Origin of the sequence: Kribbella sp. VKM Ac-2568 (genome assembly GCF_004345365.1) — a bacterium.
Classification (GTDB): Bacteria; Actinomycetota; Actinomycetes; order Propionibacteriales; family Kribbellaceae; genus Kribbella; species Kribbella orskensis.
Window position 1 is genome coordinate 236,759 of sequence record NZ_SLVF01000011.1, and the last position, 25,002, is coordinate 261,760.

Here is a 25,002-nt window from a genome sequence, read left to right on the forward strand (position 1 = left end):
GCCATGCCCGAACTGACGGTCGCGATCCTCGCCGTACCGCGCGTCATCACGCTCGATCTCAGCATTCCCCTGCACGTCCTGGGCAGGCACAGCGGCTACGAGGTGATCGTCTGCGCCGGGTTGATGGCCACCCATCCACTGTCCGCAGCGGCGTACGAGGCCGGCAAGCACGTCGTCGCCGGTCCGGCCCGCAGCGGCGACCAACGGCAGTACGTCGATGTCCTGACCCCGCCGCGCTCGGATCTGTCCGCCACCAGGGAATGGGCGATGCAGAACATCGGGGAGCCGCTCACCGTGAAGCGGTTGGACGACCATGGCAACCTGCCGCGCAGGACGTTCATCCGGCACTTCGAGCGCGAGACCGGGATACCGCCGATGCGCTGGGTCGTCCTGCAGCGGATCCTCAGCGCCCGTCGCCTGCTGGAGGAGTCGGACTGGTCGGTCGAGCGGATCGCCGCCGCCACCGGCTTCGGCACCGCCGCGAACTTCCGCTCGGCCTTCCGCCGCGAGGTCGGCACGACTCCGAGCACCTACCGGGAGTCGTCCGGCACGAGCCAGGGGATGAGGCGTGACGGCTGGAGAGTATGAGGTCACGGTCGAGCGGGACCTCACATACGCGACCGTCGACGGCGAGGACCTGCGCCTCGACATCTACCGTCCCGCCCAATCTGGTACGCCGGTCGTCGTCTACACACACGGCGGCGGGTGGAGCATAGGAGACAAGGGCCAGGACGGGGCTAAGCGACTAGCCCCGCTGGCCGCATGCGGCGTGACCGTGGTGTCTGTGGACTACCGGCTGGCCCCACGCGCGGTCTTCCCCCAGCAACTGCACGACCTCAAAGGAGCCGTGCGCTGGCTGCGGGCGCATGGGCCGAGCCTCGGGCTCTCGACCGAGCGGATCGGGATGTGGGGTGCTTCGGCGGGCGCCTACCTCGGGTCCTTGCTGGCCCTCTCCGACGGCGACAGCGACTTTGAGGGTGGAGTCGGCGGCAACCACGACCAGTCCAGCGCAGTACAGGCTGTGGTGCACTGGTTCGGGCAGGCGGATCTGACAGCGTCGGCGGCGCGCAGTGAACTGGAGGCGCGCCTGCTGCCGTTCCGGTTCGAGGCAGACCTGCTGGGCACGGCCGATCCGGCCCAGCTGGCAGACCGCGCCCGGGAGCTCAGTCTGCTGACGCGGGTCTCAGCGCAGGCGCCGCCGTTCCTGATCGTCCACGGTGACCGCGACCGGATCGTTCCTCCCGCGGAGGGTTTCGCCCTGCACGACGCGCTCGCCCGGGCAGGCGCCCAGAGTCGCTTCGAGCTGCTGGCTGGCGCCGGGCATGAGGATGCGGAGTTCGACAGCCCGGCGAATCTCGCGACCACGGCCGCCTGGTTGCGCGCGGTACTGCGCTGATCCGGCGCGACGGCTACGCGCAGTACTGCGTTGAGCCCGACGGCTAGGGCCGCTCGTCCAACTGGGCGATCAAGTACTTCGGGGCGGTGAGGCGCCAGGCCTCGGTGAGGAGTTCGCGGAGTTCGTCTTCGTCGGCGGCGGCAAGGTCGGCCTCCAGCCAGCCGAAGCGGCCCGCGGACCAGGACGGCGCGTAGACCTCGGGGTCCTCCGCGACCATCGCCTCCTGCTCCTCGCGCAGCGCCTTCAGCATCACCGAGGTCTCGTCCCCGGACAGGTAGACGAACCCCTTGTTCTTCACCTTGAACGCGGGTTGCCCCGCCCACCCCTCGTGCTCCTCGACCCCGGGCAGCCCGAGCATCAGCTTCTGCACAGCCGCAGCATCCATGCCCCGACGGTAGGACGCGGCACCGACAAAACCTGACGAAAGTCGTCAGGGGCGCCGACGACCGGCGCTGACCGGGGTCAGGGATGGGACCAGGGTCGGGTCGGTACCGATCCTGATGTGAACAGGGCCCTGCGTGCAGCAACCTTATGGACATGACGAACTCCACCGCACCCTTCTCGAACCTGTCCGGCAAGACCCTTCGCCGATCGCGCGACCAGCGGATGCTCTCGGGCGTCTCGGGCGGCCTCGCTGAGTACTTCAGCATCGACGCCACGCTCGTCCGGCTCGCCATCGTCGGCCTGACCCTGATCACCGGCGGTACCGCGCTGATCGGCTACGTGATCGCGTGGATCGTGATGCCGGAGGCCGACGGCAAGGCCGTCTGGCAGAACGTCCAGCAGAACCACCAGCAGTCCAACCCCGAGTCGGACATCGCCGCCCGGATCTATGACGACAAGCCGCCGGCGGCCTGACGGTCCCTGCACGGCAGCAAGCTGACCAGCCTCCTGATAGGCCCGAGGCGCCCTCACCCTGCTGCCGTGCAGTCTGTCCCACCGGCCGTCTCAGGCCGATCCGCCTGAGACGGCACCATCCAAATCCGATCCAGCCAAATCCGAACCATCCAAATCCCAAATCAGCCAAGCCCGAGCAACCAGCCCGAAGCGGTGCCACACTGCTCCGGTGCAGACCCAAGAGGGCGTCACTCGCTGCCCCCAGTGCGCCCAGCAGATCCGCCTTGACCGGCGCTACGTCACCTGGTGCGACAAGTGCGACTGGAACGTCGATCCGTCGTCGGCTGAAGCCGACCAGCCCGCCTGGCGACAACGGCTCGAGCAACGGCTCGCCGACACCCTGTACCGCGAACTCGAGCGCGGCAGCATCCACCGGCCTGGCTGGGACGCCGCCCGGCTCGGGGCATACCTCCTGTCGGCAGTAGTCCTCCTTCTTCCCCTGGTCGGCCTTCTCGGCGGTATCGCCCTGCTGACCTTCTACCGCCCGCTCTGGCTCAGCATCCCGCTGTCTGTGATCCCGTTCGGCATGGCGGTTCTCCTCCGTCCCCGCGCCCACCGGCTGGACCCGGACGCCCACCTCGTCCACCGCGAGCAGGCACCCGCCCTGTTCGCGCTGCTGGACGAGATCGCCGAGGCCATCGGGACGAAGCCGATCGCAGCCGTGACCATCGACGCGGAGCCGAACATCTGGTTCGCCCCGATCGGCTGGCGCTTCCGCCCGGTGATCGGTATCGGCCTGCCGCTGTGGACCGGCCTCGGTCCGCAGGAGCGGGTCGCGATCCTCGCGCACGAACTCGGGCACGGCAAGAACGGCGACACCCGGCACGGCTGGGTCGTCGGCGCGGCCGCCCAAGTGCTCGACGAGCTCCAGAAGACCTTCAGCGAACGGCCGTACGACCGGTACCGCGAGGACGTCGCGCACGCAGTATGGCTGGACCACGATCCCACCCCGGCCCTCGTCACCAGGATCCTGAACGCCGTCATCGGTGGCGCGGCGCGCGGCTACGGCTGGCTGCTGGAGAAGGTGAACTTCCGCAGCAACCAGCGGGCCGAGTACCTCGCGGACCGCAAGGCGGCCGAGATCGCCGGCTCCGACGCGACGGCCTGGGCACTGGAGCGGACGTTGCTCGCCGAATCCTCCTGCCGGGCACTCGAGCGCGCCCTGCGTTTCGACAAGGACGTAGAGCCGCTCGAAGCGGTACGCCGGGCTGCCGCCGAGGTGCCTGCCCGCGAGATCGAACGACAGGTCCGCCTCAGCCGGCTGCGCGACACCCGGATCGACTCGACCCACCCGCCGACGTACCTGCGGACGAAGCTGGTTCGGACCAGGCCCGCCCAGCACGCGCTCGTAGTACTGGGGACGGACCAGGCTCGGGCCATCGACCAGGAACTGAGGCCGACGGCCGAGGCTGTGCTCAAGGAGTTGCGCCAGGAGTTGCCGCGCTAGACCTTCAGGGTCTTCTTGGCTGCGACGGCCACCGCTACGTCGGGGTGGTCGGCGAAGACGCCGTCGATGCCGGTGGCAGCGAAGCGGTCCAGTTCACCGGCGAGGTCGAGGCCGGTCGGGAGGAAGCGGCGCTCCGCGCGGAAGGTCCAGGGCTGGACCGACAGGCCGGCACGGTGTGCCTGCTCCACCAGGCGGGTCGGCTCGCCGAGGCACCCGTTCGCGGTCCGCGGGATGACGAGGTCCTTGTGCGGTGCCAGCACCTGCGCGTATGTCGAGATCTCGCGCAGCCCGGCGGGCTCGATCAGGTCGGCGAAGGTCCGGCTGTCCCCGTGCCGGAGGAAGTCGTTGGGCGCGCTCTCGGAGTCCACCAGTTGCACCAGCGGAACCTCCGTCATCACCGACAGGCGGCGCAGGCTGGTCGGCTCGAACGACTGGATCATCACCTCGCCCTTGTGCAGGCCGAGGGCGTCCAGGCGTTCCGCGAGCAGTTCCTCCAGCGGCAGCCCGAGGCGGCGGAAGTACGCCGGGTGCTTGATCTCCGGGATCACCCCGATCGGGCGACCGAGCCGGGCCGACTCCTGCCGGGCCAGCGCGACCACGTCGTCGAAGGTCGGGACCGCCTCGCGCCCGTCGTACGTCGTGTTGGCCGCGCGGAGGGCGGGCATCCGTTCCCGGGCCCGGAGGGTGCTGAGCTCGGCGTAGGTGAAGTCCTCGACGAACCATCCGGTGACCGCGGTGCCGTCGACGATCTTGGTGATCCTGCGGTCCGCGAACACCGCGTGCTCCGCGACGTCCGTCGTACCGGAGATCTCGTTCTCGTGCCGGGCGACCAGGACGCCGTCGAGCGTGGCGACCAGGTCGGGTTCCAGGTAGTCGGCCCCCAGGGCCGCAGCCAGGCGGTACGCCGCCGGCGTGTGTTCCGGGCGGTAGCCACTCGCTCCCCGATGCGCGATCACCAGCATGGGATCAGCACAGGCGGTGCAGGTGGCGGCCCGGGAACTCGTTGCCCAACGCAAGATGAAGCCGGAACACCAAGTGTGTTCTCCCGGTCTCGGTCGGCTACGACCTGGGAAGTGACCGTCCGGCGCTCGGGAGACCTTTTATTCGAATGCTTTTGTCGGTGGGCACGCATAGCCTCGAAGGGTTATGAGACAACTTCCCGTCGCCGACCCCGGCACACCTGATCACCGCTCGCCGGCCCGCTACCTGCTGTGGGTGGCCAGCGGTCAGAAGGCCACGCTCCTGGGCGGGATGGCGTTCGGCATCCTCTGGATGGGAGCGCAGGCGTTCGTGCCGGCGATCCTCGGCAAGGCGATCGACCAGGGCATCGCCGCGGGTAACACCGAGCGGCTGCTGCTGTGGACCACCGCGCTGTTCGCGGTCGGCGTGCTGCAGGCGCTGGCGGGCATCATGCGGCACCGGTTCGCGGTGGTGAACTGGCTGAGCGGCGCCTACCGCACGGTCCAGGTCGTCACCCGTAAGTCGGCGGACCTCGGCGCCACGCTGCCGAAGAACCTGGCCACCGGTGAGGTGGTCAGCGTCGGCGCCAGCGACCTGGCGTACATCGGGAACGTGCTCGAGGTGGTCGCCCGGTTCGCCGGCGCGATCGTCGCCTTCGTCGTGGTCGCGGTGATCCTGCTCTCCTCGTCGACCCTGCTCGGCCTGGTCGTGCTGATCGGCGTACCCGTGATGCTGTTCTGCCTCGGCCCGATGCTGCGGCCGCTGCACAGACGGCAGTCCGCGCACCGCGAGGCGGTCGGCGAGCTGAACTCACTCGGCTCCGACATCGTGGCCGGCCTGCGGGTGCTGCGCGGGATCGGCGGCGAGGACTCGTTCTCCACGCGGTACCGGCGCGAGTCGCAGCTGGTTCGCGGCGCGGGGGTGAAGGTGGCCCGGATCCAGTCGGTGCTCGACGCCGCCCAGGTGTTCCTGCCCGGCATCTTCATCGTGATCGTGGTCGGTCTCGGCGCGCACTTCGCGCTCCGAGGCGAGCTGAGCGCGGGCACGTTGGTCGCCTTCTACGGCTACGCCACCTTCCTGGTGATGCCGCTGCGGACCGCGACCGAGGCCGCCGACAAGCTGATGCGCGGCCTTGTCGCAGCCCGCCGGGTGAACCGGGTGCTGTCGCTGACCTCCGACATCGTCGACCCGGCAACCCCGGTCGGTCTGCCGGATCGTGGCGACCTGGTCGACCCCGTCTCCGGCATCCGTGCCCGCGACGGCCTGCTGACCGCGATCGTCTCGGCCGAGCCCGACCGCGCCGCCGTGCTGGCCGACCGCCTCGGCCGGTACGACGACACCAGCGAGGTCCGGTACGGCGGGGTCACGCTGGCGAGCGCGACCCGTGCGGATGTGCGCGGGCGGATCTTCGTCAGTGACACCGGCGCCCAGATGTTCACCGGGACACTGCGCGAGGAGCTCGACCCGGACGGCCGGCGCAGCGACGAGGAGTTGATGGCCGCGATGCGTACCGCGTCGGCCGAGGACGTGCTCGTCGCGCTGACCGACGGACTCGACTCCACGGTCGAGGAGAAGGGCCGCTCGTTCTCCGGCGGACAGCGGCAGCGACTCGTTCTCGTGCGCGCGCTGCTGGCCGACCCGTCGGTACTGGTGCTGGTGGAGCCGACCTCCGCGGTGGACGCGCACACCGAGGCGCGGATCGCGGACCGGCTCCGGGAGCACCGCGCCGGGCGGAGCACCGTCGTACTGACGTCGAGCCCGTTGCTGCTCGACCGCGTCGACGAGGTGATCTTCGTGGCCGCCGGCCGAGTGGTTGCCGTTGGCAAGCACCGTGAGCTGCTCCAGACCGACCAGCTGTACCGCAGGACCGTGACCAGGCAGACCGAGGACGAGGAGGTGCTCGCATGAGGCAGATCCTGCCCGTGGCGGACTCCGCCGAGGTGCGCCGTCACGCCCGTCGACTGGCTCGGCGACACCCGCGGGAGCTGCTGGTCACGATGGGCCTGCACTCGCTGGCCGCCGTGTCCGGTCTGGCCGCGCCGCCGTTGATCGGCAGGCTGGTCGAGGACGTTCAGCAAGGCACCACCGCCGGCGAGGTGAACCAGATCATCCTGGTCATCGCGGTGTTCATCGTCGCGCAGTCGCTGCTCACCCGGTGGGCGCGGTACCGCTCGTTCGCGCTCGGCGAGCAGGTGCTGGCCGAGCTGCGCGAGGAGTTCGTCGACAACGCCCTCGCGCTGCCGATCGGCACGGTCGAGCAAGCCGGCACGGGTGACCTGCTGTCGCGCACCTCGCGCGACGTGGACGCGCTGTCGCGGACCGTGCGGTTCGCGGTGCCAGAGACGATCGTGGCGTTCGTGACTGTGCTGTTCACGGTCGTAGCGACCCTGCTCGTCGGCGTCTGGGTGCTCGTCCCGCTGCTCGCGATGGTGCCGGTGCTCGCGCTGAGCACCCGGTGGTACCTGGGCCGCGCCAAGGACGGGTACCTGCGGGAGAACGCGGCGTACGCGCAGATGACGAGCTCGCTTGCCGAGACCGTCGAAGGCGCCCGCACCGTGGAAGCCCTCCAGCGGTACGACGACCGCGTGCGGCGTACCGACCGGGACATCCGCGGGTCGTACAACGCCGAGCGGTACACGTTGCACCTGCGCACCGTGTGGTTCCCGGTGGTGGAGGTCGGGTATCTCGTCCCGATCGTCGGCACGCTGCTCTTCGGCGGCTGGCTGCACATCAACGGGCACGTCTCGCTGGGCGCGGTCACCGCCGCCGTGCTCTACGTGAACCAGTTGATCGATCCGGTGGACCGGCTGATCTCCTGGATGGACGAGCTGCAGGTGGGTTCGGCTTCACTGGCCCGGCTGCTCGGTATCACCGATGTTCCGGACGACCGGACGCCCTCGGGACGCGCTCCCGACGGCGAGGTGGTCGCCGCACGCGACGTCCGCTTCTCGTACGTCGACGGGCGGGACGTGCTGCACGGGGTGGAGCTGACCGTCCAGCCGGGCGAGCGGATCGCGATGGTCGGGCCGTCCGGCGCGGGCAAGTCCACTCTGGGTCGGCTGGTCGCGGGTATCCACCCGCCGCGCACGGGCTCCGTCACGGTGGGCGGCGTCGGGATGACCGAGCTACCGCTGGACGAGCTCCGCAAGCAGGTCGCGCTGGTCACCCAGGAGCACCACGTCTTCGTCGGCACGTTGCGGGACAACCTGGTGATGGCACGCGCAGACGCCTCCGACACCGACCTACTCGAGGCGCTCGAGGCTGTGGATGCTCGTGAGTGGGCCGAGGCCCTGCCCGACGGGCTGGACACCCGCGTCGGCTCGGGGCAGGTCGCGTTGACACCGGCGCAGGCGCAGCAGTTGGCGCTCGCCCGGCTGGTGCTGGCCGATCCCCACACGCTGGTGCTCGACGAGGCGACCTCGCTGATCGACCCGCGGGCCGCTCGGCACATGGAGCGTTCACTGGCAGCGGTGCTCGAGGGTCGTACGGTGATCGCGATCGCCCACCGGCTCTACACCGCGCACGACGCGGACCGGGTCGCCGTGGTCGAGGACGGCCGCATCAGCGAGCTCGGCAGCCACGACGAACTGGTCGCGCGGCAGGGTTCGTATGCCGCCCTCTGGAACTCCTGGCACGGCTGAGCTCCTGCCACGGTCGGCGGACGCGGCTGAGCAGCCGCGGCTGAGCCCGCATGGTCGGCAAACGCGAAGGGCCCTGCTCCTCACCTCTGAGGAGCAGGGTCCTTCGGCTTCCTACGGTTTGGTCCGGCCCCGCTTGCGCAGGAGCAGGACGGCGGAATCGACATGGGGTGGTGGGGTGAAGGCCTTGCGGGGAAGGCGAATCCCGATCGACAGGTCGTAGTGCCGGCTCCAGCGGGCAGCCGCGGGAGCATCTTGGTTGGCCCAGCGGTTCACCACTTGACGCTGCAGCACGAGATCGGCCGACACCAGGCGTGAACCGGGTGCGAGCAGTCTCTTCAGCAGCGCGGTGGAGATCCCGTACGGCGGGCTGGAGACGACCCGGAAGGGCCTGTTCGGCAGCCGGAGATCACCAGCATCGGCACGAACCACCGTCACCGGCGAATCCGCGAACCGCCGACGCAATCGGTCGGCACGACCAGGGTGGAGCTCTACGGCGACCACCTGGGCTCCGGCCCGGACCAGCGGCGCGGTCAGCGCACCGAGGCCGGCACCGACGTCGAGAACGAGCTCACCGGGTCTGACCCCGGCGGCGTCCACGACGCGTTGGGCCCAACGACTATCGAGCGGATGCCATCCCCAGGCACCCCTCGCCTGCCCGGAGCCGGGCACGGCGAACCATCACGAAGTAGTTGATAGACATGGGTCGACCCTAGAGTGCGGATCGCCTTGCTTTCAAAGCATTTTCACCGCATTGCCTAACCCCCCGAGCACCTTGGGAGCTTCAGAGTGCTTTCGGCGCCGCACCGAGCGACTCGACAGTCGCGGTCGTCCGCCGCTCAGCCAACTCCAGCCGGGACCTGCGGGCCTCGGAGATCCCGGGCTTCGCGAGCTCACGCCGTACGTCGAGAACGCGGACGGGCAGGGTGTCCGTCATCAGCAGTGTCGCGTACTCCGCCTGCTCGGCCTTCCAGCGGTCTCCCGACTTCTGGAAGGTGAAGCGGACCAGCAGGCCCTCGGCCTTCAGGCTGTCCGGCTCGCGGTGCGCGGCGACGAGGTTGCCGAGGCCGTAGGCGACCCACTTCCCGTTGAGCTGCTGGAGCGGCTGTACTACGTGCGCGTGGTGGCCGAGCACGAGGTCGATGTTGCTGTCGGCAAGCAACTGGGCGGCGACCTCCTGCTGCTGGGAATTGACGGACTTGGAGTACTCGTCGCCCCAGTGGCAGCTGACCACGACGATCTCGGCGCCGTTCTCCCGGGCCTTCTCTGCCATCGCCTTGATCTTGGGTACGTCGAGCTTCCCGGCCCGCCAGGTCTCGCCATCCGGATAGGGCATGCCGTTGAAGCCGTACGTGTAACTGAGCAGGGCGACCTTCACGCCTTGCACGCTGACGATCGTGGGAGTCGCCGCCTCTTCGGGAGTGCGCGCGGTACCGGTGTGCTTCAGGCCTGCCTTGTCGAGCATGTCCAGCGTGCGGTCCACGCCGGCCGCGCCCTTGTCGAAGCTGTGGTTGCTGGCGGTCGAGCACACGTCGTACCCGGTCTGCTTGAGCGCCGGGACGATCTGCGGCGGGCCCTGGAAGAGCGGGTAGCCGGAGTACGGCGTACCGAGTGGGGTCTCGAGGTGGCAGACGGCGAGGTCGGCCGACTTGACCAGGGGTTTCACGCCTTGGAGGAGCGGGGCGAAGTTCCACTCGCCGTTGGTGCCGTCGCGTTTGGCCGTCGTCCACAACCGCTCGTGCAGCAGGACATCGCCGGTTGCCACCAAGGTGATCCGGTCGGGTCCGTTCTTGGTCGCAGGTTTGGTGCCCTTCGACCCGGTCGAGGTCCCGGCCGATGGAGCGGTCTCCGCGGCCTGCGTGTCCGCGATGCAGCCGGTCAGCGCCGTCGTGCCCGCGAGCAGCACGATTGCTGCCAGCAACCTTGTCTTCACGTCGTTCGTCCTTCGTCCCCGGAATTGCCGGTGCCTGCTATCCGGCTTACTGGTGGAGACGTCCTGGAGGACGGGAAAGTTGAATCAGCTAGGCGATCAGGCCGCCGGCACGTTTGGCTGGTTTGGTGTCCTGGCAGGCCAGGACCAGGTCGTCGAGCGACAGGTCGAGGGTGGCGGCGACGGCCGCGACGGTGAACAGCGCGGGGGTCGGGATCCGGCCGGTCTCGATCTTGCGGAGGGTGTCGACGGACACCCCGCAGGCGGCGGCGACGTCGACCATGCTCCGCTCGCCGCGGGCCTCGCGCAGCAGGGCGCCGAGTTGCCGTCCGCGTTCGCGGTCCCAACTGGAGAGCGGTGGTCGAACCATGACCGTGATAATAGTACCGGTATAACTATCACGTGAAGTTGAGGACTCAGAAGATGGTGGAACTGAAGACGGCGGCGGAGATCGAGCAGATGCGCGCCGCCGGCCGGGCGGTCGCCGCCGCGCTCACCGCGGTGAAGAAGGAGGCTGCCGTCGGCGTCTCCCTGCGCGAGCTGGACGAGGTCGCCCGCGACGTACTGCGGTCGGCCGGGGCGGTCTCGCTCTTCGAGGGGTATCAGCCCGGCTTCGCGACCAGCCCGTTCAGCGGGGTCATCTGCACGTCGGTCAACGACGCGGTGCTGCACGGACTGCCGAGCGACGTACGGCTGGCGGACGGCGACCTGCTGAACGTCGACTGCGGCGCCTCGATCGAGGGCTGGTGCGCCGACTCGGCCACGAGCTTCGTCGTCGGTACGCCGCGGGCCGAGGACCTCGAGTTGATCGCCACCACGGAGAAGGCGCTCGCGGCCGGGATCGCCGCGGCTGTTCCCGGTGCACGGCTGGGTGACGTCGGCGCCGCGATCGGAGCTGTCGGGCGTGCCGCCGGCGTCGGCACCAACCTGGACTTCGGTGGGCACGGGATCGGCCGCCGGATGCACGAGGATCCCCACGTCCCCAACGGCGGTCAGCCCGGCCGCGGTCTCAAGCTCCGTCCCGGCCATGTGATCGCGATCGAGCCGTGGTTCTGGCGGGGCCCCGGCACCGTCTACGTCATCGACGAGGACGGCTGGACCCTCCGCTCCGCGGACCACACCCGAGGAGCCCACGCCGAACACACCGTCGCCCTCACCGACCACGGCCCAGAAATCCTCACCGCCCGCTGAACCGCATTGCCCCGAGCACCAGCAGACGAGTGCTAGAAGAGTGACTGCTGTTCTGGGCCTGGGGTGACGGCTGGGACGGGAGCTGCTGGGTGGCGGGATGACCTGCCCCCGGCGCGGCGGGGGCGGTCTGGCCGGCGGTTCGGGCCTCGGAAACGGTCGTCGGAAGGGTCTGGTTCACCCCAGCCGGAGTCTGAGCCTGGGCCAGAGGCTTCGACGACGCCGTTGGTCGAGCGGATGCCGGCGCCCATCGCCGAGGTGGAGCGGGACTCCGAGCTGGAGCGGTGGCGGGAGGCTCGGCCGAAGCCGTGTTTGTCGAGGAGTGGGCGGACCTTGTCCCCGAAGGCGTTGCGGAAGCTCGGCAGGGCGTTGGTGCCGTGCGAGTAGAGCTGGTCGTAGCGGCTCACCAGGTCGGGGCGTTCCTGCGCGAGCCAGGACATGAACCACTCCTTCACCCCGGGCCGCAGATGCAGAACCAGCGTGGTGACCCCGGTGGCGCCGGCCGCGGCGAGCTCACCGAAGAGGTGGTCGAGCTGCTCCGTCGAGTCCGTCAGCCACGGCAGCACCGGCGCGACCATCACCCCACAGGGCAACCCCGCCTCGCGGATCGCGCGGATCAGCTCCAACCGCCCGCGCACGGACGGCACCCCCGGCTCGACCAGCCGCCGGAGCTCCTCGTCCACCAGCGCCAGCGACACCCCGAGCCCGACCGGGACCTGCTCGGCCGCCGTCACCAGCAGATCCAGGTCACGCCTGAGCAGAGTCCCCTTGGTCAGGATCGACAGCGGAGTACCGGAGGCGGCCAGTGCCTCGATGATGCCGGGCATCAGCCGGTAGCGTCCCTCGGCCCGCTGGTACGGATCCGTATTGGTGCCCAGGGCAACCTGTTCACCACGCCATGACGGCCGGGCCAGTTCGCGCCGCAGTACGTCCGCGACGTTCGTCTTCACCACGATCTGCTGGTCGAAGTCGAGCCCCTGGTCCAGTTCGAGGTACCGGTGGGACGGCCGGGCGAAGCAGTACCGGCAGGCATGGGTGCAGCCGCGGTACGGGTTGATCGTCCAGTTGAACGGCAGCCCCGAGCCCGGCACCGAGTTCAGCGCGGACCGCGCCAGCACCTCGTGGAACGTGATCCCCTGGAACTCCGGGGTCGTCACACTCCGCACCAGCCCGGCGATCGACCCCAGGCCCGGCAACGTCCCCGGTGTCTCCGCTTCGATTCGCTGCCCGGCCCATCTCATGGACTATAGTCGAACACATGTTCGCCCGGCTTTCAACTCGCCCACCACCGGGCCGTCCGGTCAGCGGAAAGCATCCGCGTTGGCCTCGGCCCACTCCCGGTACGTCGTCGCCCGGCGTCCCGTCACGTCCAGCACGGTCGTCTCGGGCGTCATCCGGAACTCCGACATCATCCGGAAGCCATCCAGCAACCACTCGGCCGACTCCGCCCCCATCACCGGCGTCCAGAGTTCCAGCGCCTGCGCGTGGGTCAACTCCTCGAACTTCAACTCCCGCCCGATCGCCGCACCGATCGCCGCGACCTCCTCAGGCTGGGTGATCGCCTCGGGCCCGCTCATGGTCAACTTCCGGCCGGTGTAGCTCTCGTCGAACAGGACGACGCGCGCCACCGCCGCGATGTCCGCCAGGTCGATCGGAGTCTGCACGGCCGCCGGATAAGGCGCCCGGACGATCCCCTCGGCCTTGATCGAGTCGGCCCAGTCGAGCGTGTTGTTCATGAACTGCCCCGGCCTGAGATGGACCCACTCGAACCCGGCATCCTCGATCGCCCGTTCCACCTTGTAGTAGTGCCACGCCGCGGGATCCGCCTGCGCTTCGTACTCCGCGGGCTCCCCCGACAGCACGACGACCCGCCGTACGCCGGCCTCCTGCGCAGCGGCGACGAATGCGTCGACGTACGCCGGCAGGGGCGCCAGGTACACGGTGTCGACCCCGGCCAACGCGGCCGGCAGCGTCGCGGGACGTCCCAGATACCCCTTGGCCGCTTCGACGCCGTCCGGCAGAGCCGCCTTCACCGGGTTCGCCGTCAACGCCCGCACCGACGCACCGGCCGCCACCAACTCGTCCACCAGCAACCGCCCCACACTGCCCGTCGCCCCGGTCACCAGGATCGTCATCAGCCCCTCCTCCACTCCGCGGTCAGTTTTCGTAGGGTATACGAGAATACGCTCGAAGCGCCTATGAGAAAGTTCGGCGACGACAGTGCACAACTCGACGATCGGCTGGACGGCGCACGCGGCGGGGAGGTTGGGATATTGGAGCGCAGTGGTGGGGGGCCGGCAGGGCGGACGCTCGCGTTGCTCTGGCGGAATCGCCGCGAGCGAACGGCTGAGGCCGTGCCGCCCAGGTTGGGGCGCAAGCCGACGCTGGACCTGGATGCGGTGGTCACCGCGGCCATCGCGCTGGCCGACGTGCAAGGTCTTGCCGCCGCCTCGATGAACGGGGTGGCGAAGGCGCTGGGGGTCGGCACGATGACGCTCTACACCTACGTGCCGTCCAAGGACGAACTGCTCGATCTGATGGTCGACCAGGTCCTCGGCGAACGCGAACTACCCGGTCCCGGCGAACCACGCCCGGCCGACTGGCGCGATCAGATCGAGCTGTACTCCGAGCAGACCCGCGCGATGTTCCGCCGGCACCCGTGGCTCGCACGCATCTCCACGATCCGCCCGCCTGTCGGTCCCGGCATGCTCGCCGGCCGGGAGTACCTGCTGTCCGCGTGCGCAGTACTGGGACTGCCCGCGCGCCAGACGAACACCGCCGCGCTGGCGATCACGACGTACGTCGACTCCGCGGCCGGGCTGGAAGCCGAGAGCGAGCAGGTGGAGCGCACCACCGGGCAGAGCAACGACGCCTGGTGGCACGAGCGGAACGATCTGTGGGAGACGTACTTCGACGTCGAGCGGCACCCCACCATGACGGCGATCTGGAACGCGAACGGGTACGGCGACGGCACTCGCGAGGCGGCGGACGAGTCCTACCGCTTCGGCCTGGACCGCCTGCTCGACGGCATCGAGGCGCTCACGGCGAACCAGAGCTGAGGCTCACTCGCTGAGCGTGGCCTGCCGGTTGGCGACATAGCCGCGAGCATTGGAGGCACTCTCGAGCTGCCCGACGGTCTCGTAGAGCTCCGCCGCCGTGGTCGCCAGCTCGATGGCCTCGGGGAGCCTGCCCTGCAGGTCGCCGCGACGCAGCGGTCGAACGGCTCCAGAGCCTCGGCAGGATCCGGGCCGAAGACCAGCGACTCGACCTCGTCCAGCAGGTCCGCGACGTTCTCTTCCACGCCAGAACTGTAGGCGCTCGCCTGGATGCTCAGATGTCGAGGGAGATCCAGGCCGGGTCGTGGTCGGTACCGTCGCGGGCCAGTTTGCGGCGGCGGCCGATGAACGCGCCGGTCAGCCTCGGCGCCAGCCCGGGCGACAGCCAGATCTGGTCGATGAGGTCGAACGTGCGCGGCTGGCCGGACTCCTTGAAGGTCGAGGTCCAAGCCGGGCTCGCAGGCAGGTCGACCGTCGTCTTCACCATCCCTACCTCGGTCGGCGTCAGCAGCGCGCTGACCAGGCCGGCCTGCTCGTACGCCACCAGCGCCGGCGAGTCCGGGGTGTCGTTCATGTCGCCGCACAGCAGGTACCGCTGGCGGGTGCTGGTCCGGTTCGCGATGATCCGGACGATCGTCTCGGCCTGCCGCCGGCGCAGGAGTTCCGCGGCGGCCGCTGCCTCGACCGGGTTCGGCACGGTGAAGTCGACGAACTTCGACTTCAGGTGCGTGCCGAACACGGTCAGTACCTTCCGCCCCTTGGAGTCCAGAATCTCCGCCTCGACCAGGTCGCGGGAGAAGATCGGCCGGGACGGGTCGTCCGGGTGGAACGTGCGCTGGTAGCTCGTCACCCCACCGAGCGGCCGCCGCGACAGGATCCCGATGTCGATGAACCTGGTCGAGTCGTTGCCGTCGATCACCATCACGTGCTGGTAGGACCCGTTCAGGTGCTCGCGGTTGAACTCCAGCAGTACGTCGACGTTCTCGACCTCCTGCACGATCCAGACGTCCACGTCCGCCTCGAGCAGCCGCTCGGCGATCCGGTTCGTGTCCGCGGCCGGCTTCGACACCAGCAACTTGCCGCGCCCGTCCAGTTGCAACCGGCGCCGATGCTCGTCATCGAACGTGTACGTCGCCGGCACCGTGCTCGTCCCCGCCGCCAGCACCTCCACCGCCCCGGCGAAGTTCCACCGGTCGAACAGGTTGTTCAGATTGAAAGTCCCCACCGTCAGCGCCATCAAGTCCTCCCCAGGCCTCGAGCTGTACCCAAACCGTACGGCCCCAGCCACTCTTCGTCACCATGCCCGCGGGTGAACAGTCCGGGCCCGCGAGTCTGGCAGCGACCTCCGACAGATCCTCGTGCGTGGCAGGATGCCGGGCATGCGACTGGAGTTCCGCAGTCATGGGCCGCTTGGTGGCGAGCCGTTGGTGTTGTTGCACGGGTTGACGTCGGATGGGTCGTCGTTCGATGGGGTCGTCGGCGCGCTTGCCGAAAGGTGGCGGGTGTACGTGCCTGATCAGCGGGGACACGGGCGGAACTGCGGCCCGGTGAGGCCCTTGAAGCCGAAGACGCCCAGGTCGTTCAGCTCCACCGTGTACGGCACGCTCAGCATCCCGGGGACGGACAGCGGGAAAGGCTGATCGTCGCTGGTCCAGTCGAGCACGTACTGAAGACCCAGCTCGCGGAGGAGCTTTGGTGTATTGAAGGTTTCCGTGAGCGCCGGGCCCATCCAGCCGCGGGGGCGCTGACCAGTGGCCTTCTCGATCGTGTCCACGATGTCGAGGAGTTCCTTGCGCTCGGCCTCGACGTCGAGGTCCGTGTGGAGCACGGAGTTGGTCCTGCCGTGGGCGAGCCACGCCCAGTCTCGTCGGCGGCCGGCCTCGATGATCTGCGGATAGCGCTCGGCGACCTCGGAGTTGAGCAGGACGCTCGCCCGGATTCCATGCCGGTCAAGAGACTCGATGAGTCGCCACACCCCGACCCGTACGCCGTAGTCGCGCCACCCGTAGTTGAGCGCATCTGGAAGAAGCGCGGCGGTGGCGTCGTGGATGCTGGTGGAGGATTTGTCGACGTGGAAGTGCTCGATGTTCAGGCCGACGTAGAAGGCGACCCGCTTCCCATCGGGCCAGTGGATCGGCTCGCGCTCCGTGATCGGCGAGTACTCGTAAAGCGTGTTCTCCATCATTTCTCCTCAGTCGTCGGCGTCAGCCTCATCCTGAAACCCTCACACGAATGTGAAGGTCAAGCTTGTTGGAGGGGTGCGCTGGAGCCGGCGACGGAGGAGGTGGCGTGGGGGCGAGGTGCGGACCGGGGTACTAGTACCGTGGGCCAGCGCGCCGGGGGGTGTTGAGAGAGGGCTGGGATGGGTAGCGAGAATTTTCAGGTTGATCTGCACGGGATCGTCGATCTGCTGAGCAATCACCTGTACAGCAGTCCGCGGGTCTATCTGCGGGAACTGCTGCAGAACGCGGTGGATGCGATCACCGCACGCCAGGCGCACGAGCCGGACGCGCCCGCGCGGATCGACCTCCAGGTGGATGACAAGACGCTGAGCATCACCGACAGCGGGATCGGGTTGCGGCCGGATGAGGTGCGGGAGTTGCTCGCCACCATCGGGCGGAGCTCGAAGCGGGACGAGATCGGGTTCGCGCGGACGGAGTTCCTCGGGCAGTTCGGGATCGGGCTGCTGTCGGCGTTCATGGTTGCCGAGGAGATCGAAGTACTGACGCACCCCGCCGGCGGCCCCACCACGCTCTGGATCGGTACTGCGGACGGCCGCTACACCATCACCGAGGCAGAACCCACGACAGAGATCGGCACCACCGTCACCCTCAAGGCGAGACGCGGAGCCGAGCAGTGGTTCAAGCAGGCCACTGTCGTCGAGCTGGTACGGCTCTTCGGCGCCCTGCTCCCCCTCGAGATCCGCGTCAACGGCGAGCGCGTCACCGACGGCCGCGCACCTTGGGAAGGCACCGGTACTGCACAACGCGCCGAGCTGGTCGGCTACGCGCAGGACAAGCTGGGATTCACCCCGTTCGACGTGATCCCGCTGAGCATCCCGGCCGCCGGGTTGAACGGTGTCGCGTTCGTGCTGCCGTTCCCGGCGAATCCCGCCGAGCGCGCCACCCACCGCGTCTACCTCAAGCGCATGCTGCTCGCCGAAGGCGTCGAGGGCCTCCTGCCGGACTGGGCGTTCTTCGTCCGCGCCGTCATCGACACCTCCGAGCTCCGCCCGACCGCGAGCCGCGAGGCGCTCTTCGACGACGGCAACCTCGAGGCCACCCGGGACGCTCTGGGCGCCCAGCTCCGCGGCTGGCTGGTGCGTCTCGGCAGCACCGATCCGCAGAAGCTCGACCGCTTCCTCGGCATCCACCAGCTCGGCGTGAAGGCGTTGGCCCTGCACGACGACGAGATGCTCCGGCTGGTCTACCGCTGGCTCCGGTTCGAGACGAACCACGGCCGGATGACCGCCGCCGAGCTGCAGGAGCGGCACGGCGAGATCCGGTACGTCGCGACGATCGAGGAGTTCCGCCAGCTGGCCGCGGTCGCCGCGGCCCAGCAGATCACCGTCGTGAACGGCGGGTACACCTACGACAGCGAGCTGATCGAGCGGCTGCCCGAGGTGGTTCCCGACCTGATCACCAGCAGGTTCGACCCGACCGAGCTCAGCACCAGCTTCGACAGCCTGGACCCGGAGACCGAGCTCCAGCTCAGGCCGTTCGTCCGGCTGGCCCAGGAAGCCTTGGACGCGGTCGGTTGCGAGGTGGTGGTCCGCGCGTTCGACCCGGCCAACCTCCCCGCGATCTACCTGGTCGACCGGTCCGCCCAGTTCGCCGCCGAGCTCCGCAGTACCAAGAGCAAGGCGGATGCGCTGTGGTCCGAGGTGCTCGGCGCGCTCGACACCCACGACGACAGCCGGCCTCAGCTCGTGCTCAACCACCGCAGCCCGCTGGTACGGCGGATGGCCGGCCTCGGCGATCCCGAACTGGCGCGGCTGGCAGTAGAAGGCCTGTACGGGCACGCGTTGATGCTCGGGTACCACCCGATCCGCCCAGCGGATTCCGCGCTGGTGAACCGGTCGTTCCTCGGCCTGCTCGACCAGGCCGTCCCCACCCTGACCGATCGCAACCAGGAGGATCCGACCCGATGAGCGACGACCTGCTGGAGCGACTCCACCGCGCCGAGAGCACGCCGTACGGCAAGGCGCGGTCGTCCCTGCTGGAGGACGTAGTCCGCCGCGCGGATGCCGGTGAGGACGAGGACCTGGCGTTCTACGCCCGCCTGCAACTCGTCACGGCGTACGTGATGGGTGGTGAGCCGCGGAAGTCGCTGGTGCCGTTCGCGCGTTGCGTTGCGGACTGGGACGCCGATCCGGGGAAGTACCAGCAGCACTCGCACACGTTCCACTGGTGCTTCAAGTACGCGCCGAGCACGCTGACCCGGTTCCCCGAGGTCCCGCTGGCGCAGACGTACGGCGTACTGGATGACATGGAGCGGCGGTGGCGCGTCGGCGGCCACAGCATGCACGCCGTGCACCAGCACCGCTGGCTCGTCGCCAACCACATCGGTGACGCGGAGGCGGCCGCCGAGCACTTCCGGCTGTGGTCGACCGCGCCGCGGGACGACCTGTCGGACTGCGTCGGCTGCGACCCGACCTCGAAGGTGCGGCACCTGACCCGGATCGGCCAGACCGCCGAGGCGGTCGCGCTGGCGGTCGGCGTCCTGGACGGACAGCTGACCTGCAACGAGCAGCCGCAGCAGATGCTGACCGCGTTGCTGCCGGCTTACGTTGCCGAGGGCATGTACTCCGAGGCGGTGGACGCGCATCGCCGGGCCTACCGGATCCAGCGGGCCGAGCCCGGCGAACTGGGTTCGTACGCCGACCACATCGTCTTCCTGGCCCGGAGCGGCAACGAGACCAGGGCCGTCGAGCTGGTGGAACGGCACCTCGGCGATCTCGAGGATCCGCCGAGTCCCCTGGCGGAGCTCGAGTTCGCGGCCGCGGCATCGCTTGCCCTGAGCAAGGTCGACCTGATGATCCGGCAGCCGAAGGCGGACGACGTACCGTCCGCGCGCCTTGCCGAGGACCTGGCCACGCGAGCGCTGGAACTGGCTGCGCGCTTCGACGAACGCAACGGGACGGGCTTCCGTACTGAGATGGTCCGGGCGACGCTGACCGCCGAGCCGTGGATCGACTACCTGCCGCTGTCGGAGACCGCGCGGCGGGCCCACGCTCGTCGCCAGGCAGTCCAGCAGGCGGAGGTCGCGGCACCAGTGGCCGACGGGCCTGCTCCGACCGGCAGCGGGTGGCTCGACCGGGCGGAGGAGCACTGGCAGAACGATCGCCGCGACGAGGCGGTCGCCGACTGGCAGGCGTTCGAGCAGGAAGTCCCCGAAGCCGAGCGCAGCAAGCTCGACCAGGCCCGGCTGCTCGACGGCCGCGGTCTCGCCTCCAAGGACGAGCACGAGGTGGCGCTGGAGTCCTGGCGCGAGGCCCTCGGCCTGTACGCCGAACTTGGCGAGGAGGTCCGCCTGCTGCGCGACCGCGGCCGGATCTCCCGGATCCTTTGTGAGCAAGGGCAGATCGAGGAAGCTCTCGCCACGGGTGAAAAGCCGCTGCGCTGGCTGATCGCGAACGACGAGCCGCGGCGGCGAGGTGGTTGGCAGTACTCGCTGGCCACGATGCTGGCGGAGGCCGGACGCGCGGAGGAGGCACTGGCCGAGGCGACGGCACTGCGCGCCTCGGCCGACACCGAGGATGAGCTCAAGGCCGGCGCGGGCATCCTGCAGTGCAGCCTGTTCCTGCAGTTCGAGCGGCCGGACGATGCCGAAGAGGCGGCCGGAGCGGGTACTGCGACGAAGCACGAACTCCCCCGGTCGTACGCCTTCCGCCAGCGCGGCTGGATCCGGAACGCCCTGGACCGTCCGGCGGAGGCGGTGGATGACCTCGAGGAGGCGATCGCATTGGCGGCGGGGACTCCCGACGCCGAGATCCACGTGGCGATCTGCCGGCTCGAACTCGCGCGCTCCTATCTCCTCACGGGTCGCCCGCTGGAGTCGGCGGAGACTGCCGAGGAGGCACTCGCCGCAGTGGGAGCGCCTGAGCTGACGAGCATCCGGCTCGACGTACGCGGGGTACTGGTTGACGCCTATCGGGCGCTCGGGGAGTTGGAGCCGGCGCTGGCGCAGGTACGTGCGTTGCTGGCCGACGCTCCAGAGGAGGCGCATCCGCACTGGCTCGGGATGACGCGGCAGGACGAGGGGCTGCTGCTCGAGCGGCTTGATCGGGACAAGGAGGCCGTGGACGTCTTCCTGGCCGCGGCGGAGCACTTCGAGACGGCCGAACTGCCCATCGAGTTTGTCCAGGCTGTGCGGCTTGCGGCGCAATCAGCCCGGTACTCCGGGGACTTCGACGTGATCCCGCAGCTCCTCGACCGGGTACGTCCTGTGCTCGACTCGTTGCCGTCGGCAGACGAGACCGTGCTGTTCCAGCAGGCCGGGGTTCACTGGGATCTCGCGATGCTCGCTCTGCAGCGGGGCGAGATCCCTGCCGCCGTGGACTACGCGCGGCAGGCGGCAGAGTCGTACGAACGTGGTGGCTTTGAAGGTCAGCTCCTCAACGCACGGCTGCTGATCGCGGAGCATGGCACTACCGACGACCAGATGCTGCAGGAGCTCTTCAACAGCCTGCCGACCGGCCACGACCAGTGGCATCGGGCCGGCTACCTCCTGGCCGACCGCCTCCGCGGCCTCGACCGCTCCGCCGAGGCCGAAGCCCTGGAAGCCCGGCTGACGTCGTCGTAGACCCTCAGACCGCGCAACTGATGCAGGTCTTCGCGGTCGGGCGGACCATCAGACGCTCGGCCGCGATCGGCTGCGCACACTTCTCGCAGATCCCGTAGTCCCCTGCGGCGATCCGCTCCAGCGCGCTGTCGAGATCGGCCAGGTGCTTGCGCGCGTCCTCGATGAACGCGCCTGTCTGCGACCGCTCGAACGCGATCGTCGACCCCTCGGGATCATGCTCGTCATCGGTGGCGACCAACCGGCCGGCCTCGACGATTCCCTCGAGATCCCGCTCCAACGCGGCCAGCCTCTCGGCCGTGGTCTCCCGCTCGGCCGCCAGCACGTCCTGCACGTCCTGCACTTGCTCATCCATCCGCCACACCTGTTCCGCGTTCCGGGTCTCCCCACCCAAGGTAGGTCGGCGTACCAGTTCTGGGCGAGCGTCGTACCGGATGACAGCTGAACCGTCATCCGGTACGGACCTCGGATCAGACCTCTTCGTCGTGGTCCGGCTTGTCCGGGGCGTCCGCCAGCTTCCATTTCAGCTGGAACTCGACCTCCACCTCGCCGTGCTCAGCCTCGTGCTCGACACTCCACTGCGCGCTCCGCGGCACGGTGAACCGCTTGTTCGCCACCTGGATCCGGAACGGCTTCCCACTCTCCAACGCATCCGCCAACCGCCGAAGCTTGGCCACGAACTCCGTCAGCGGATACTCAACCTCAACATCCCTGTCAGTCATGCCGCAATCCTCACAGACCCCACCGAGGCAGAGCGACCTCCACGGCGGACTAGTCAGTCGCCTTGGGATGACCGGTGCCCGCGACCCTGATCCACACCGTCTTGGTGGCGGCATCGACCAGGTACCAGATCCGGCCGCCGCCGGTCACCTCGTACTGCCACTGCTCGAGGCCGTTGACCGTCGACAACTCCTTGCCTTTCAGGCGGTGATGACGATCGGTCTGCGGGAACGGCTGCGGCTCGGTGCGGATCGCCTCCCACGCCTTCAGCGTGTTGCCCGGTGCCTGGCGGCAGAGGTCTTCCCATCCCTTGCCTGCTTCGGAGGTGCCGAACTTCAGCACCCAGCGACCCGGCTCCGCGGGTGGCGCGACCCGGTCGCCTCGCTTGCCTGGGCTCACTCGACCGGCTCGGCAACCGCGCCGAAGTCGTCGAGCGTCTCGGCCCGCAAGGCAGCCAGCAGTTCGGGATCCGCGTAGATCTCCGCGGTATGCCGCCACTGGTTGATCAACTGCAGCACGGGTGCTGGGGATCCCAGGTCCTCGCTGGCGTCCATCACGTCGATGAGTTCCTGGGCGAAGGCCACCCGATCATCGGTGGTCAGGAACCGGATCCAGGGGAACACCTGCGGCAGGATGTCGAGCAGATGGTGCGACCGCACCGCCGGGTTGCTCATCACCGCGCGGAGCACCCGGCCGGCGACCTCGACCAGCTCGCCGTCCTGGATGGCACGCGCGGCCGTGGTGAGGATCAGGTCGTCCTCGGAGCCGCGGCGGTGCACCCGCAACGCACGCCCCCGGGTGGCCTTGAGGCGCTCCACCGTCTTGTTGGGGTGCTGGAGCAGATCCGAAAAGTTCACTTCTTCCAGCTCGGCCATAGTTCAAAGGTAGTTCGTAACTCCCGTGAACTCAATCTCAGCCCCCCGGCTCGATCGGGCCTGGACGCAGACGCCGCTCAGCCGGACTGCGGCTGAGCGGCGGGTCACAAGCGGGGTGGGGCGTTACTCCCACTCGATGGTGCCCGGGGGCTTGCTGGTGATGTCGAGGGTTACTCGGTTGATCTCGTCCACCTCGTTGGTGATGCGGGTGGAGATCTTTTCGAGGACGTCGTAGGGGAGGCGGGCCCAGTCGGCCGTCATGGCGTCCTCGCTGGTGACGGGGCGCAGGACGATCGGGTGGCCGTAGGTGCGGCCGTCGCCCTGGACGCCGACCGAGCGGACGTCGGCCAGCAGGACGACCGGGAACTGCCAGATGTCGCGGTCGAGGCCGGCCGCGGTGATCTCGGTGCGGGCGATCAGGTCGGCGGCGCGGAGGATGTCGAGGCGCTCCTTGGTGACCTCGCCGACGATCCGGATGCCGAGGCCGGGACCCGGGAACGGGTGCCGGTAGACCATCGTCTCGGGCAGTCCGAGGGCCAGGCCGAGCTCGCGGACCTCGTCCTTGAAGAGGGTCCGCAGCGGCTCGATCAGGTCGAACTCGAGGTCGTCCGGCAGCCCGCCGACGTTGTGATGGGACTTGATGTTCGCGGTGCCGGTGCCGCCGCCGGACTCGACCACGTCCGGGTAGAGCGTGCCCTGCACCAGGAACTCGATGTGCCGCTCGGCGTCCAGTTGCCGCGCGGTCGCCTCGAAGGTGCGGATGAACTCGCGGCCGATGATCTTCCGCTTCTGCTCCGGGTCGGTGACGCCGGCCAGCGCGGTCAGGAACTGGTCCTCCGCCTCGACGACCTCGAGCCGGATCCCGGTGGCGGCGACGTAGTCCTTCTCGACCTGCTCGGACTCACCCGAGCGCTGCAGACCGTGGTCGACGTACACACAGGTCAACTGGTCGCCGATCGCCTTGTGCACCAGGGCCGCCGCCACCGCGGAGTCGACACCACCCGACAGCGCGCAGAGCACCTGCTTGTCGCCGACCTGCTGACGGATGAGCTCGACCTGCTCGTCGACGACGTTGGTGGTCGTCCAGTCGCCGGTGCAACCCGCGATGTCGTAGAGGAAATGCTCGAGCACCGCCTGGCCGGCCTGCGAGTGCAGCACCTCCGGGTGCCACTGGACACCGGCCAGCCGGCGGTCCAGGTCCTCGAAAGCAGCAACCGGCGCACCGGACGAAGCGGCCAGTACTGCGAAGCCGGCCGGCGGCGCGTGCACCGCGTCTCCGTGGGACATCCAGACGTTCAGGTCCTCGGGGATGCCGGCCAGCAGCGTGCCTGACTCGCTCACGGTGACCGGGGTCCGGCCGAACTCGCGCAACCCGGTCCGCCGTACGTCGCCGCCGAGCGTCTGCGCCATCGCCTGGAACCCGTAGCAGATGCCGAACGCCGGGACCCCCGCCTCGAACAGCCCGGAGTCGACCCGCGGCGCGCCCTCGGCGTACACGGACTGCGGTCCGCCGGACAGGATGATCGCCTTCGGGTTCCGCGCCAGCATCTCCTCGACCGGCATCGAGTGCGGCACGATCTCGGAGTACACCTTCGCCTCGCGCACCCGGCGGGCGATCAGCTGTGCGTACTGCGCACCGAAGTCGACGACGAGTACGAGGTCATGCTCAGCAACGGTCACCGACAAAGCGTATCGGTGCAGCTCAGCGGCTTTGCCACAAGCCCAGGACGTTGCCCTCCGGGTCGGCGAAGTAGGCACTGAAACCCATGTCTCCGACTGCCGTCCTGCCGACCACCGCCTTGCCGCCGTGTCGCTCGACACTCTCCAGTGCCGCGTCGATGTCGTCGACCTCGACGGTGACCACCGGGCTGTTCGTCGGCCCATTCGAGCGGTCGAACATGCCCCCATTGAGGTAGCCGGGCTCGGCAGGCATCCCCTGCTCGGTCACCGGCCCCGTCGACACCGTCGTGTACTGCAACTCGGGCGTGAGGTGGATCTCCCACCCGAACGACTCCGCGTAGAACGCTCGCGCACGATCTCCGTCGTCGTATGGAATCTCGAAATGCACCACCCGTCCGGTCATCGCAATCAGCC

Annotated in this window: 25 protein-coding genes and 1 pseudogene; 11 read left to right on the top strand and 15 right to left on the bottom strand. The window is 69.1% G+C overall.

The window, feature by feature from the left end:
* The first annotated feature begins 3 nt into the window (after positions 1–3).
* Complete coding sequence (locus EV648_RS30175; RefSeq protein ID WP_132298516.1) at positions 4–588, top strand: helix-turn-helix domain-containing protein; 585 nt, start codon at positions 4–6, stop codon at positions 586–588.
* The gene (locus tag EV648_RS30180; protein WP_132298517.1) at positions 569–1,396 is read left to right on the top strand and encodes an alpha/beta hydrolase; all 828 of its coding nucleotides are present in this window, start codon (positions 569–571) and stop codon (positions 1,394–1,396) included. The genes EV648_RS30175 and EV648_RS30180 overlap by 20 nt, the downstream gene beginning before the upstream one ends.
* A 43-nt stretch (positions 1,397–1,439) precedes the next feature.
* Here EV648_RS30180 and EV648_RS30185 read toward each other — a convergent pair whose 3' ends face one another.
* Positions 1,440–1,781, bottom strand: coding sequence for an MmcQ/YjbR family DNA-binding protein (locus EV648_RS30185; protein ID WP_199234896.1), 342 nt, complete (start codon positions 1,779–1,781; stop codon positions 1,440–1,442).
* A 152-nt stretch (positions 1,782–1,933) separates the two neighbouring features.
* Here EV648_RS30185 and EV648_RS30190 point away from each other — a divergent pair, with 152 nt between their 5' ends.
* Positions 1,934–2,254 (top strand): PspC domain-containing protein, encoded by a 321-nt coding sequence (locus tag EV648_RS30190; RefSeq protein ID WP_241995717.1) that lies wholly within the window; start codon positions 1,934–1,936, stop codon positions 2,252–2,254.
* 208 nt (positions 2,255–2,462) lie between these two features.
* The gene (locus tag EV648_RS30195) at positions 2,463–3,740 is read left to right on the top strand and encodes a M48 family metalloprotease (protein ID WP_132298518.1); all 1,278 of its coding nucleotides are present in this window, start codon (positions 2,463–2,465) and stop codon (positions 3,738–3,740) included.
* Here EV648_RS30195 and EV648_RS30200 read toward each other — a convergent pair.
* Positions 3,737–4,702: a glycerophosphodiester phosphodiesterase gene (locus tag EV648_RS30200; protein ID WP_132298519.1), complete on the bottom strand. Its 966-nt coding sequence runs from the start codon at positions 4,700–4,702 to the stop codon at positions 3,737–3,739. The two genes, EV648_RS30195 and EV648_RS30200, sit on opposite strands and share 4 nt — an antisense overlap.
* A gap of 184 nt (positions 4,703–4,886) precedes the next feature.
* Here EV648_RS30200 and EV648_RS30205 point away from each other — a divergent pair, with 184 nt between their 5' ends.
* Positions 4,887–6,608 (top strand): ABC transporter ATP-binding protein, encoded by a 1,722-nt coding sequence (locus EV648_RS30205; RefSeq protein ID WP_132298520.1) that lies wholly within the window; start codon positions 4,887–4,889, stop codon positions 6,606–6,608.
* Complete coding sequence (locus EV648_RS30210) at positions 6,605–8,341, top strand: ABC transporter ATP-binding protein (protein WP_132298521.1); 1,737 nt, start codon at positions 6,605–6,607, stop codon at positions 8,339–8,341. The genes EV648_RS30205 and EV648_RS30210 overlap by 4 nt, the downstream gene beginning before the upstream one ends.
* Positions 8,342–8,452: 111 nt before the next feature.
* Here EV648_RS30210 and EV648_RS30215 read toward each other — a convergent pair whose 3' ends face one another.
* From EV648_RS30215 to EV648_RS30225, 3 genes are all read right to left on the bottom strand, one after another.
* Positions 8,453–9,010, bottom strand: a complete 558-nt coding sequence (locus tag EV648_RS30215; protein ID WP_132298522.1) for an rRNA adenine N-6-methyltransferase family protein — start codon at positions 9,008–9,010, stop codon at positions 8,453–8,455.
* Positions 9,011–9,122: 112 nt separating this feature from the next.
* Positions 9,123–10,271: a CapA family protein gene (locus EV648_RS30220; protein ID WP_241995719.1), complete on the bottom strand. Its 1,149-nt coding sequence runs from the start codon at positions 10,269–10,271 to the stop codon at positions 9,123–9,125.
* A gap of 88 nt (positions 10,272–10,359) precedes the next feature.
* Entirely contained in the window at positions 10,360–10,638 is a 279-nt protein-coding gene (locus tag EV648_RS30225; protein WP_132298523.1) for a helix-turn-helix domain-containing protein, read from the bottom strand.
* A gap of 53 nt (positions 10,639–10,691) precedes the next feature.
* Here EV648_RS30225 and map point away from each other — a divergent pair, with 53 nt between their 5' ends.
* A complete protein-coding gene (map, locus tag EV648_RS30230; protein WP_132298608.1) occupies positions 10,692–11,459 on the top strand; it encodes a type I methionyl aminopeptidase in 768 nt (255 codons plus the stop codon).
* A gap of 32 nt (positions 11,460–11,491) precedes the next feature.
* Here the strand turns inward: map and EV648_RS30235 are convergent, their stop codons facing one another.
* Together EV648_RS30235 and EV648_RS30240 are read right to left on the bottom strand one after the other, a co-directional pair.
* Positions 11,492–12,697 (bottom strand): Rv2578c family radical SAM protein, encoded by a 1,206-nt coding sequence (locus EV648_RS30235; protein WP_132298524.1) that lies wholly within the window; start codon positions 12,695–12,697, stop codon positions 11,492–11,494.
* A 60-nt stretch (positions 12,698–12,757) separates the two neighbouring features.
* Complete coding sequence (locus EV648_RS30240) at positions 12,758–13,591, bottom strand: NAD(P)H-binding protein (protein WP_132298525.1); 834 nt, start codon at positions 13,589–13,591, stop codon at positions 12,758–12,760.
* Between the two features lie 63 nt (positions 13,592–13,654).
* On the opposite strand from EV648_RS30240, the gene EV648_RS30245 reads away from it, so the two are divergent.
* The gene (locus tag EV648_RS30245; RefSeq protein WP_241995720.1) at positions 13,655–14,515 is read left to right on the top strand and encodes a TetR/AcrR family transcriptional regulator; all 861 of its coding nucleotides are present in this window, start codon (positions 13,655–13,657) and stop codon (positions 14,513–14,515) included.
* A 271-nt stretch (positions 14,516–14,786) separates the two neighbouring features.
* On the opposite strand, the gene EV648_RS30250 is transcribed toward EV648_RS30245, so the two are convergent.
* The gene (locus EV648_RS30250; RefSeq protein ID WP_132298526.1) at positions 14,787–15,749 is read right to left on the bottom strand and encodes an endonuclease/exonuclease/phosphatase family protein; all 963 of its coding nucleotides are present in this window, start codon (positions 15,747–15,749) and stop codon (positions 14,787–14,789) included.
* 142 nt (positions 15,750–15,891) lie between these two features.
* On the opposite strand from EV648_RS30250, the pseudogene EV648_RS44345 reads away from it, so the two are divergent.
* Positions 15,892–16,005: pseudogene (locus EV648_RS44345) on the top strand (alpha/beta fold hydrolase); the annotation flags it as partial.
* Between the two features lie 23 nt (positions 16,006–16,028).
* On the opposite strand, the gene EV648_RS30260 reads toward EV648_RS44345, so the two are convergent.
* The gene (locus EV648_RS30260) at positions 16,029–16,694 is read right to left on the bottom strand and encodes a polysaccharide deacetylase family protein (RefSeq protein ID WP_132298527.1); all 666 of its coding nucleotides are present in this window, start codon (positions 16,692–16,694) and stop codon (positions 16,029–16,031) included.
* Between the two features lie 180 nt (positions 16,695–16,874).
* Here EV648_RS30260 and EV648_RS30265 point away from each other — a divergent pair, with 180 nt between their 5' ends.
* Both EV648_RS30265 and EV648_RS30270 read left to right on the top strand, forming a co-directional pair.
* Complete coding sequence (locus tag EV648_RS30265) at positions 16,875–18,662, top strand: HSP90 family protein (protein WP_132298528.1); 1,788 nt, start codon at positions 16,875–16,877, stop codon at positions 18,660–18,662.
* A complete protein-coding gene (locus EV648_RS30270) occupies positions 18,659–21,316 on the top strand; it encodes a hypothetical protein (protein WP_132298529.1) in 2,658 nt (885 codons plus the stop codon). The genes EV648_RS30265 and EV648_RS30270 overlap by 4 nt, the downstream gene beginning before the upstream one ends.
* A gap of 4 nt (positions 21,317–21,320) precedes the next feature.
* Here EV648_RS30270 and EV648_RS30275 read toward each other — a convergent pair whose 3' ends face one another.
* The 6 genes from EV648_RS30275 to EV648_RS30300 form a co-directional block, all read right to left on the bottom strand.
* Positions 21,321–21,668 carry a TraR/DksA C4-type zinc finger protein gene (locus EV648_RS30275; RefSeq protein WP_132298530.1) on the bottom strand — a complete coding sequence of 116 codons (348 nt, stop codon included), beginning with the start codon at positions 21,666–21,668 and terminating at the stop codon, positions 21,321–21,323.
* 115 nt (positions 21,669–21,783) lie between these two features.
* Positions 21,784–22,035 carry an amphi-Trp domain-containing protein gene (locus tag EV648_RS30280; RefSeq protein ID WP_132190723.1) on the bottom strand — a complete coding sequence of 84 codons (252 nt, stop codon included), beginning with the start codon at positions 22,033–22,035 and terminating at the stop codon, positions 21,784–21,786.
* A 49-nt stretch (positions 22,036–22,084) separates the two neighbouring features.
* The gene (locus EV648_RS30285) at positions 22,085–22,432 is read right to left on the bottom strand and encodes a hypothetical protein (RefSeq protein WP_132298531.1); all 348 of its coding nucleotides are present in this window, start codon (positions 22,430–22,432) and stop codon (positions 22,085–22,087) included.
* Positions 22,429–22,908: a hypothetical protein gene (locus EV648_RS30290; RefSeq protein WP_199234897.1), complete on the bottom strand. Its 480-nt coding sequence runs from the start codon at positions 22,906–22,908 to the stop codon at positions 22,429–22,431. Before EV648_RS30290 ends, EV648_RS30285 begins: the two co-directional genes overlap by 4 nt.
* 123 nt (positions 22,909–23,031) lie before the next feature.
* Positions 23,032–24,588 (bottom strand): glutamine-hydrolyzing GMP synthase, encoded by a 1,557-nt coding sequence (gene guaA, locus EV648_RS30295; RefSeq protein WP_132298532.1) that lies wholly within the window; start codon positions 24,586–24,588, stop codon positions 23,032–23,034.
* A 22-nt stretch (positions 24,589–24,610) separates the two neighbouring features.
* Complete coding sequence (locus tag EV648_RS30300; RefSeq protein WP_132298533.1) at positions 24,611–24,991, bottom strand: VOC family protein; 381 nt, start codon at positions 24,989–24,991, stop codon at positions 24,611–24,613.
* Positions 24,992–25,002 lie beyond the last annotated feature (11 nt).

Bases quoted from the DNA above. Each gene is read 5' to 3' on its own strand.
- EV648_RS30205 (WP_132298520.1), top strand. From the start codon at position 4,887: ATGAGACAACTTCCCGTCGCCGACCCCGGCACACCTGATCACCGCTCG.
- EV648_RS30210 (WP_132298521.1), top strand. From the start codon at position 6,605: ATGAGGCAGATCCTGCCCGTGGCGGACTCCGCCGAGGTGCGCCGTCAC.
- EV648_RS30260 (WP_132298527.1), bottom strand. From the start codon at position 16,694: ATGGAGAACACGCTTTACGAGTACTCGCCGATCACGGAGCGCGAGCCG.
- EV648_RS30240 (WP_132298525.1), bottom strand. From the start codon at position 13,591: ATGACGATCCTGGTGACCGGGGCGACGGGCAGTGTGGGGCGGTTGCTG.
- EV648_RS30280 (WP_132190723.1), bottom strand. From the start codon at position 22,035: ATGACTGACAGGGATGTTGAGGTTGAGTATCCGCTGACGGAGTTCGTG.
- EV648_RS30265 (WP_132298528.1), top strand. From the start codon at position 16,875: ATGGGTAGCGAGAATTTTCAGGTTGATCTGCACGGGATCGTCGATCTG.
- EV648_RS30275 (WP_132298530.1), bottom strand. From the start codon at position 21,668: ATGGATGAGCAAGTGCAGGACGTGCAGGACGTGCTGGCGGCCGAGCGG.
- EV648_RS30235 (WP_132298524.1), bottom strand. From the start codon at position 12,697: ATGAGATGGGCCGGGCAGCGAATCGAAGCGGAGACACCGGGGACGTTG.
- EV648_RS30270 (WP_132298529.1), top strand. From the start codon at position 18,659: ATGAGCGACGACCTGCTGGAGCGACTCCACCGCGCCGAGAGCACGCCG.
- EV648_RS30175 (WP_132298516.1), top strand. From the start codon at position 4: ATGCCCGAACTGACGGTCGCGATCCTCGCCGTACCGCGCGTCATCACG.
- EV648_RS30250 (WP_132298526.1), bottom strand. From the start codon at position 15,749: ATGGCGCTGACGGTGGGGACTTTCAATCTGAACAACCTGTTCGACCGG.
- EV648_RS30185 (WP_199234896.1), bottom strand. From the start codon at position 1,781: ATGGATGCTGCGGCTGTGCAGAAGCTGATGCTCGGGCTGCCCGGGGTC.
- EV648_RS30300 (WP_132298533.1), bottom strand. From the start codon at position 24,991: ATGACCGGACGGGTGGTGCATTTCGAGATTCCATACGACGACGGAGAT.
- EV648_RS30245 (WP_241995720.1), top strand. From the start codon at position 13,655: ATGAGAAAGTTCGGCGACGACAGTGCACAACTCGACGATCGGCTGGAC.
- EV648_RS30190 (WP_241995717.1), top strand. From the start codon at position 1,934: ATGACGAACTCCACCGCACCCTTCTCGAACCTGTCCGGCAAGACCCTT.
- EV648_RS30290 (WP_199234897.1), bottom strand. From the start codon at position 22,908: ATGGCCGAGCTGGAAGAAGTGAACTTTTCGGATCTGCTCCAGCACCCC.
- EV648_RS30225 (WP_132298523.1), bottom strand. From the start codon at position 10,638: ATGGTTCGACCACCGCTCTCCAGTTGGGACCGCGAACGCGGACGGCAA.
- map (WP_132298608.1), top strand. From the start codon at position 10,692: ATGGTGGAACTGAAGACGGCGGCGGAGATCGAGCAGATGCGCGCCGCC.
- EV648_RS30200 (WP_132298519.1), bottom strand. From the start codon at position 4,702: ATGCTGGTGATCGCGCATCGGGGAGCGAGTGGCTACCGCCCGGAACAC.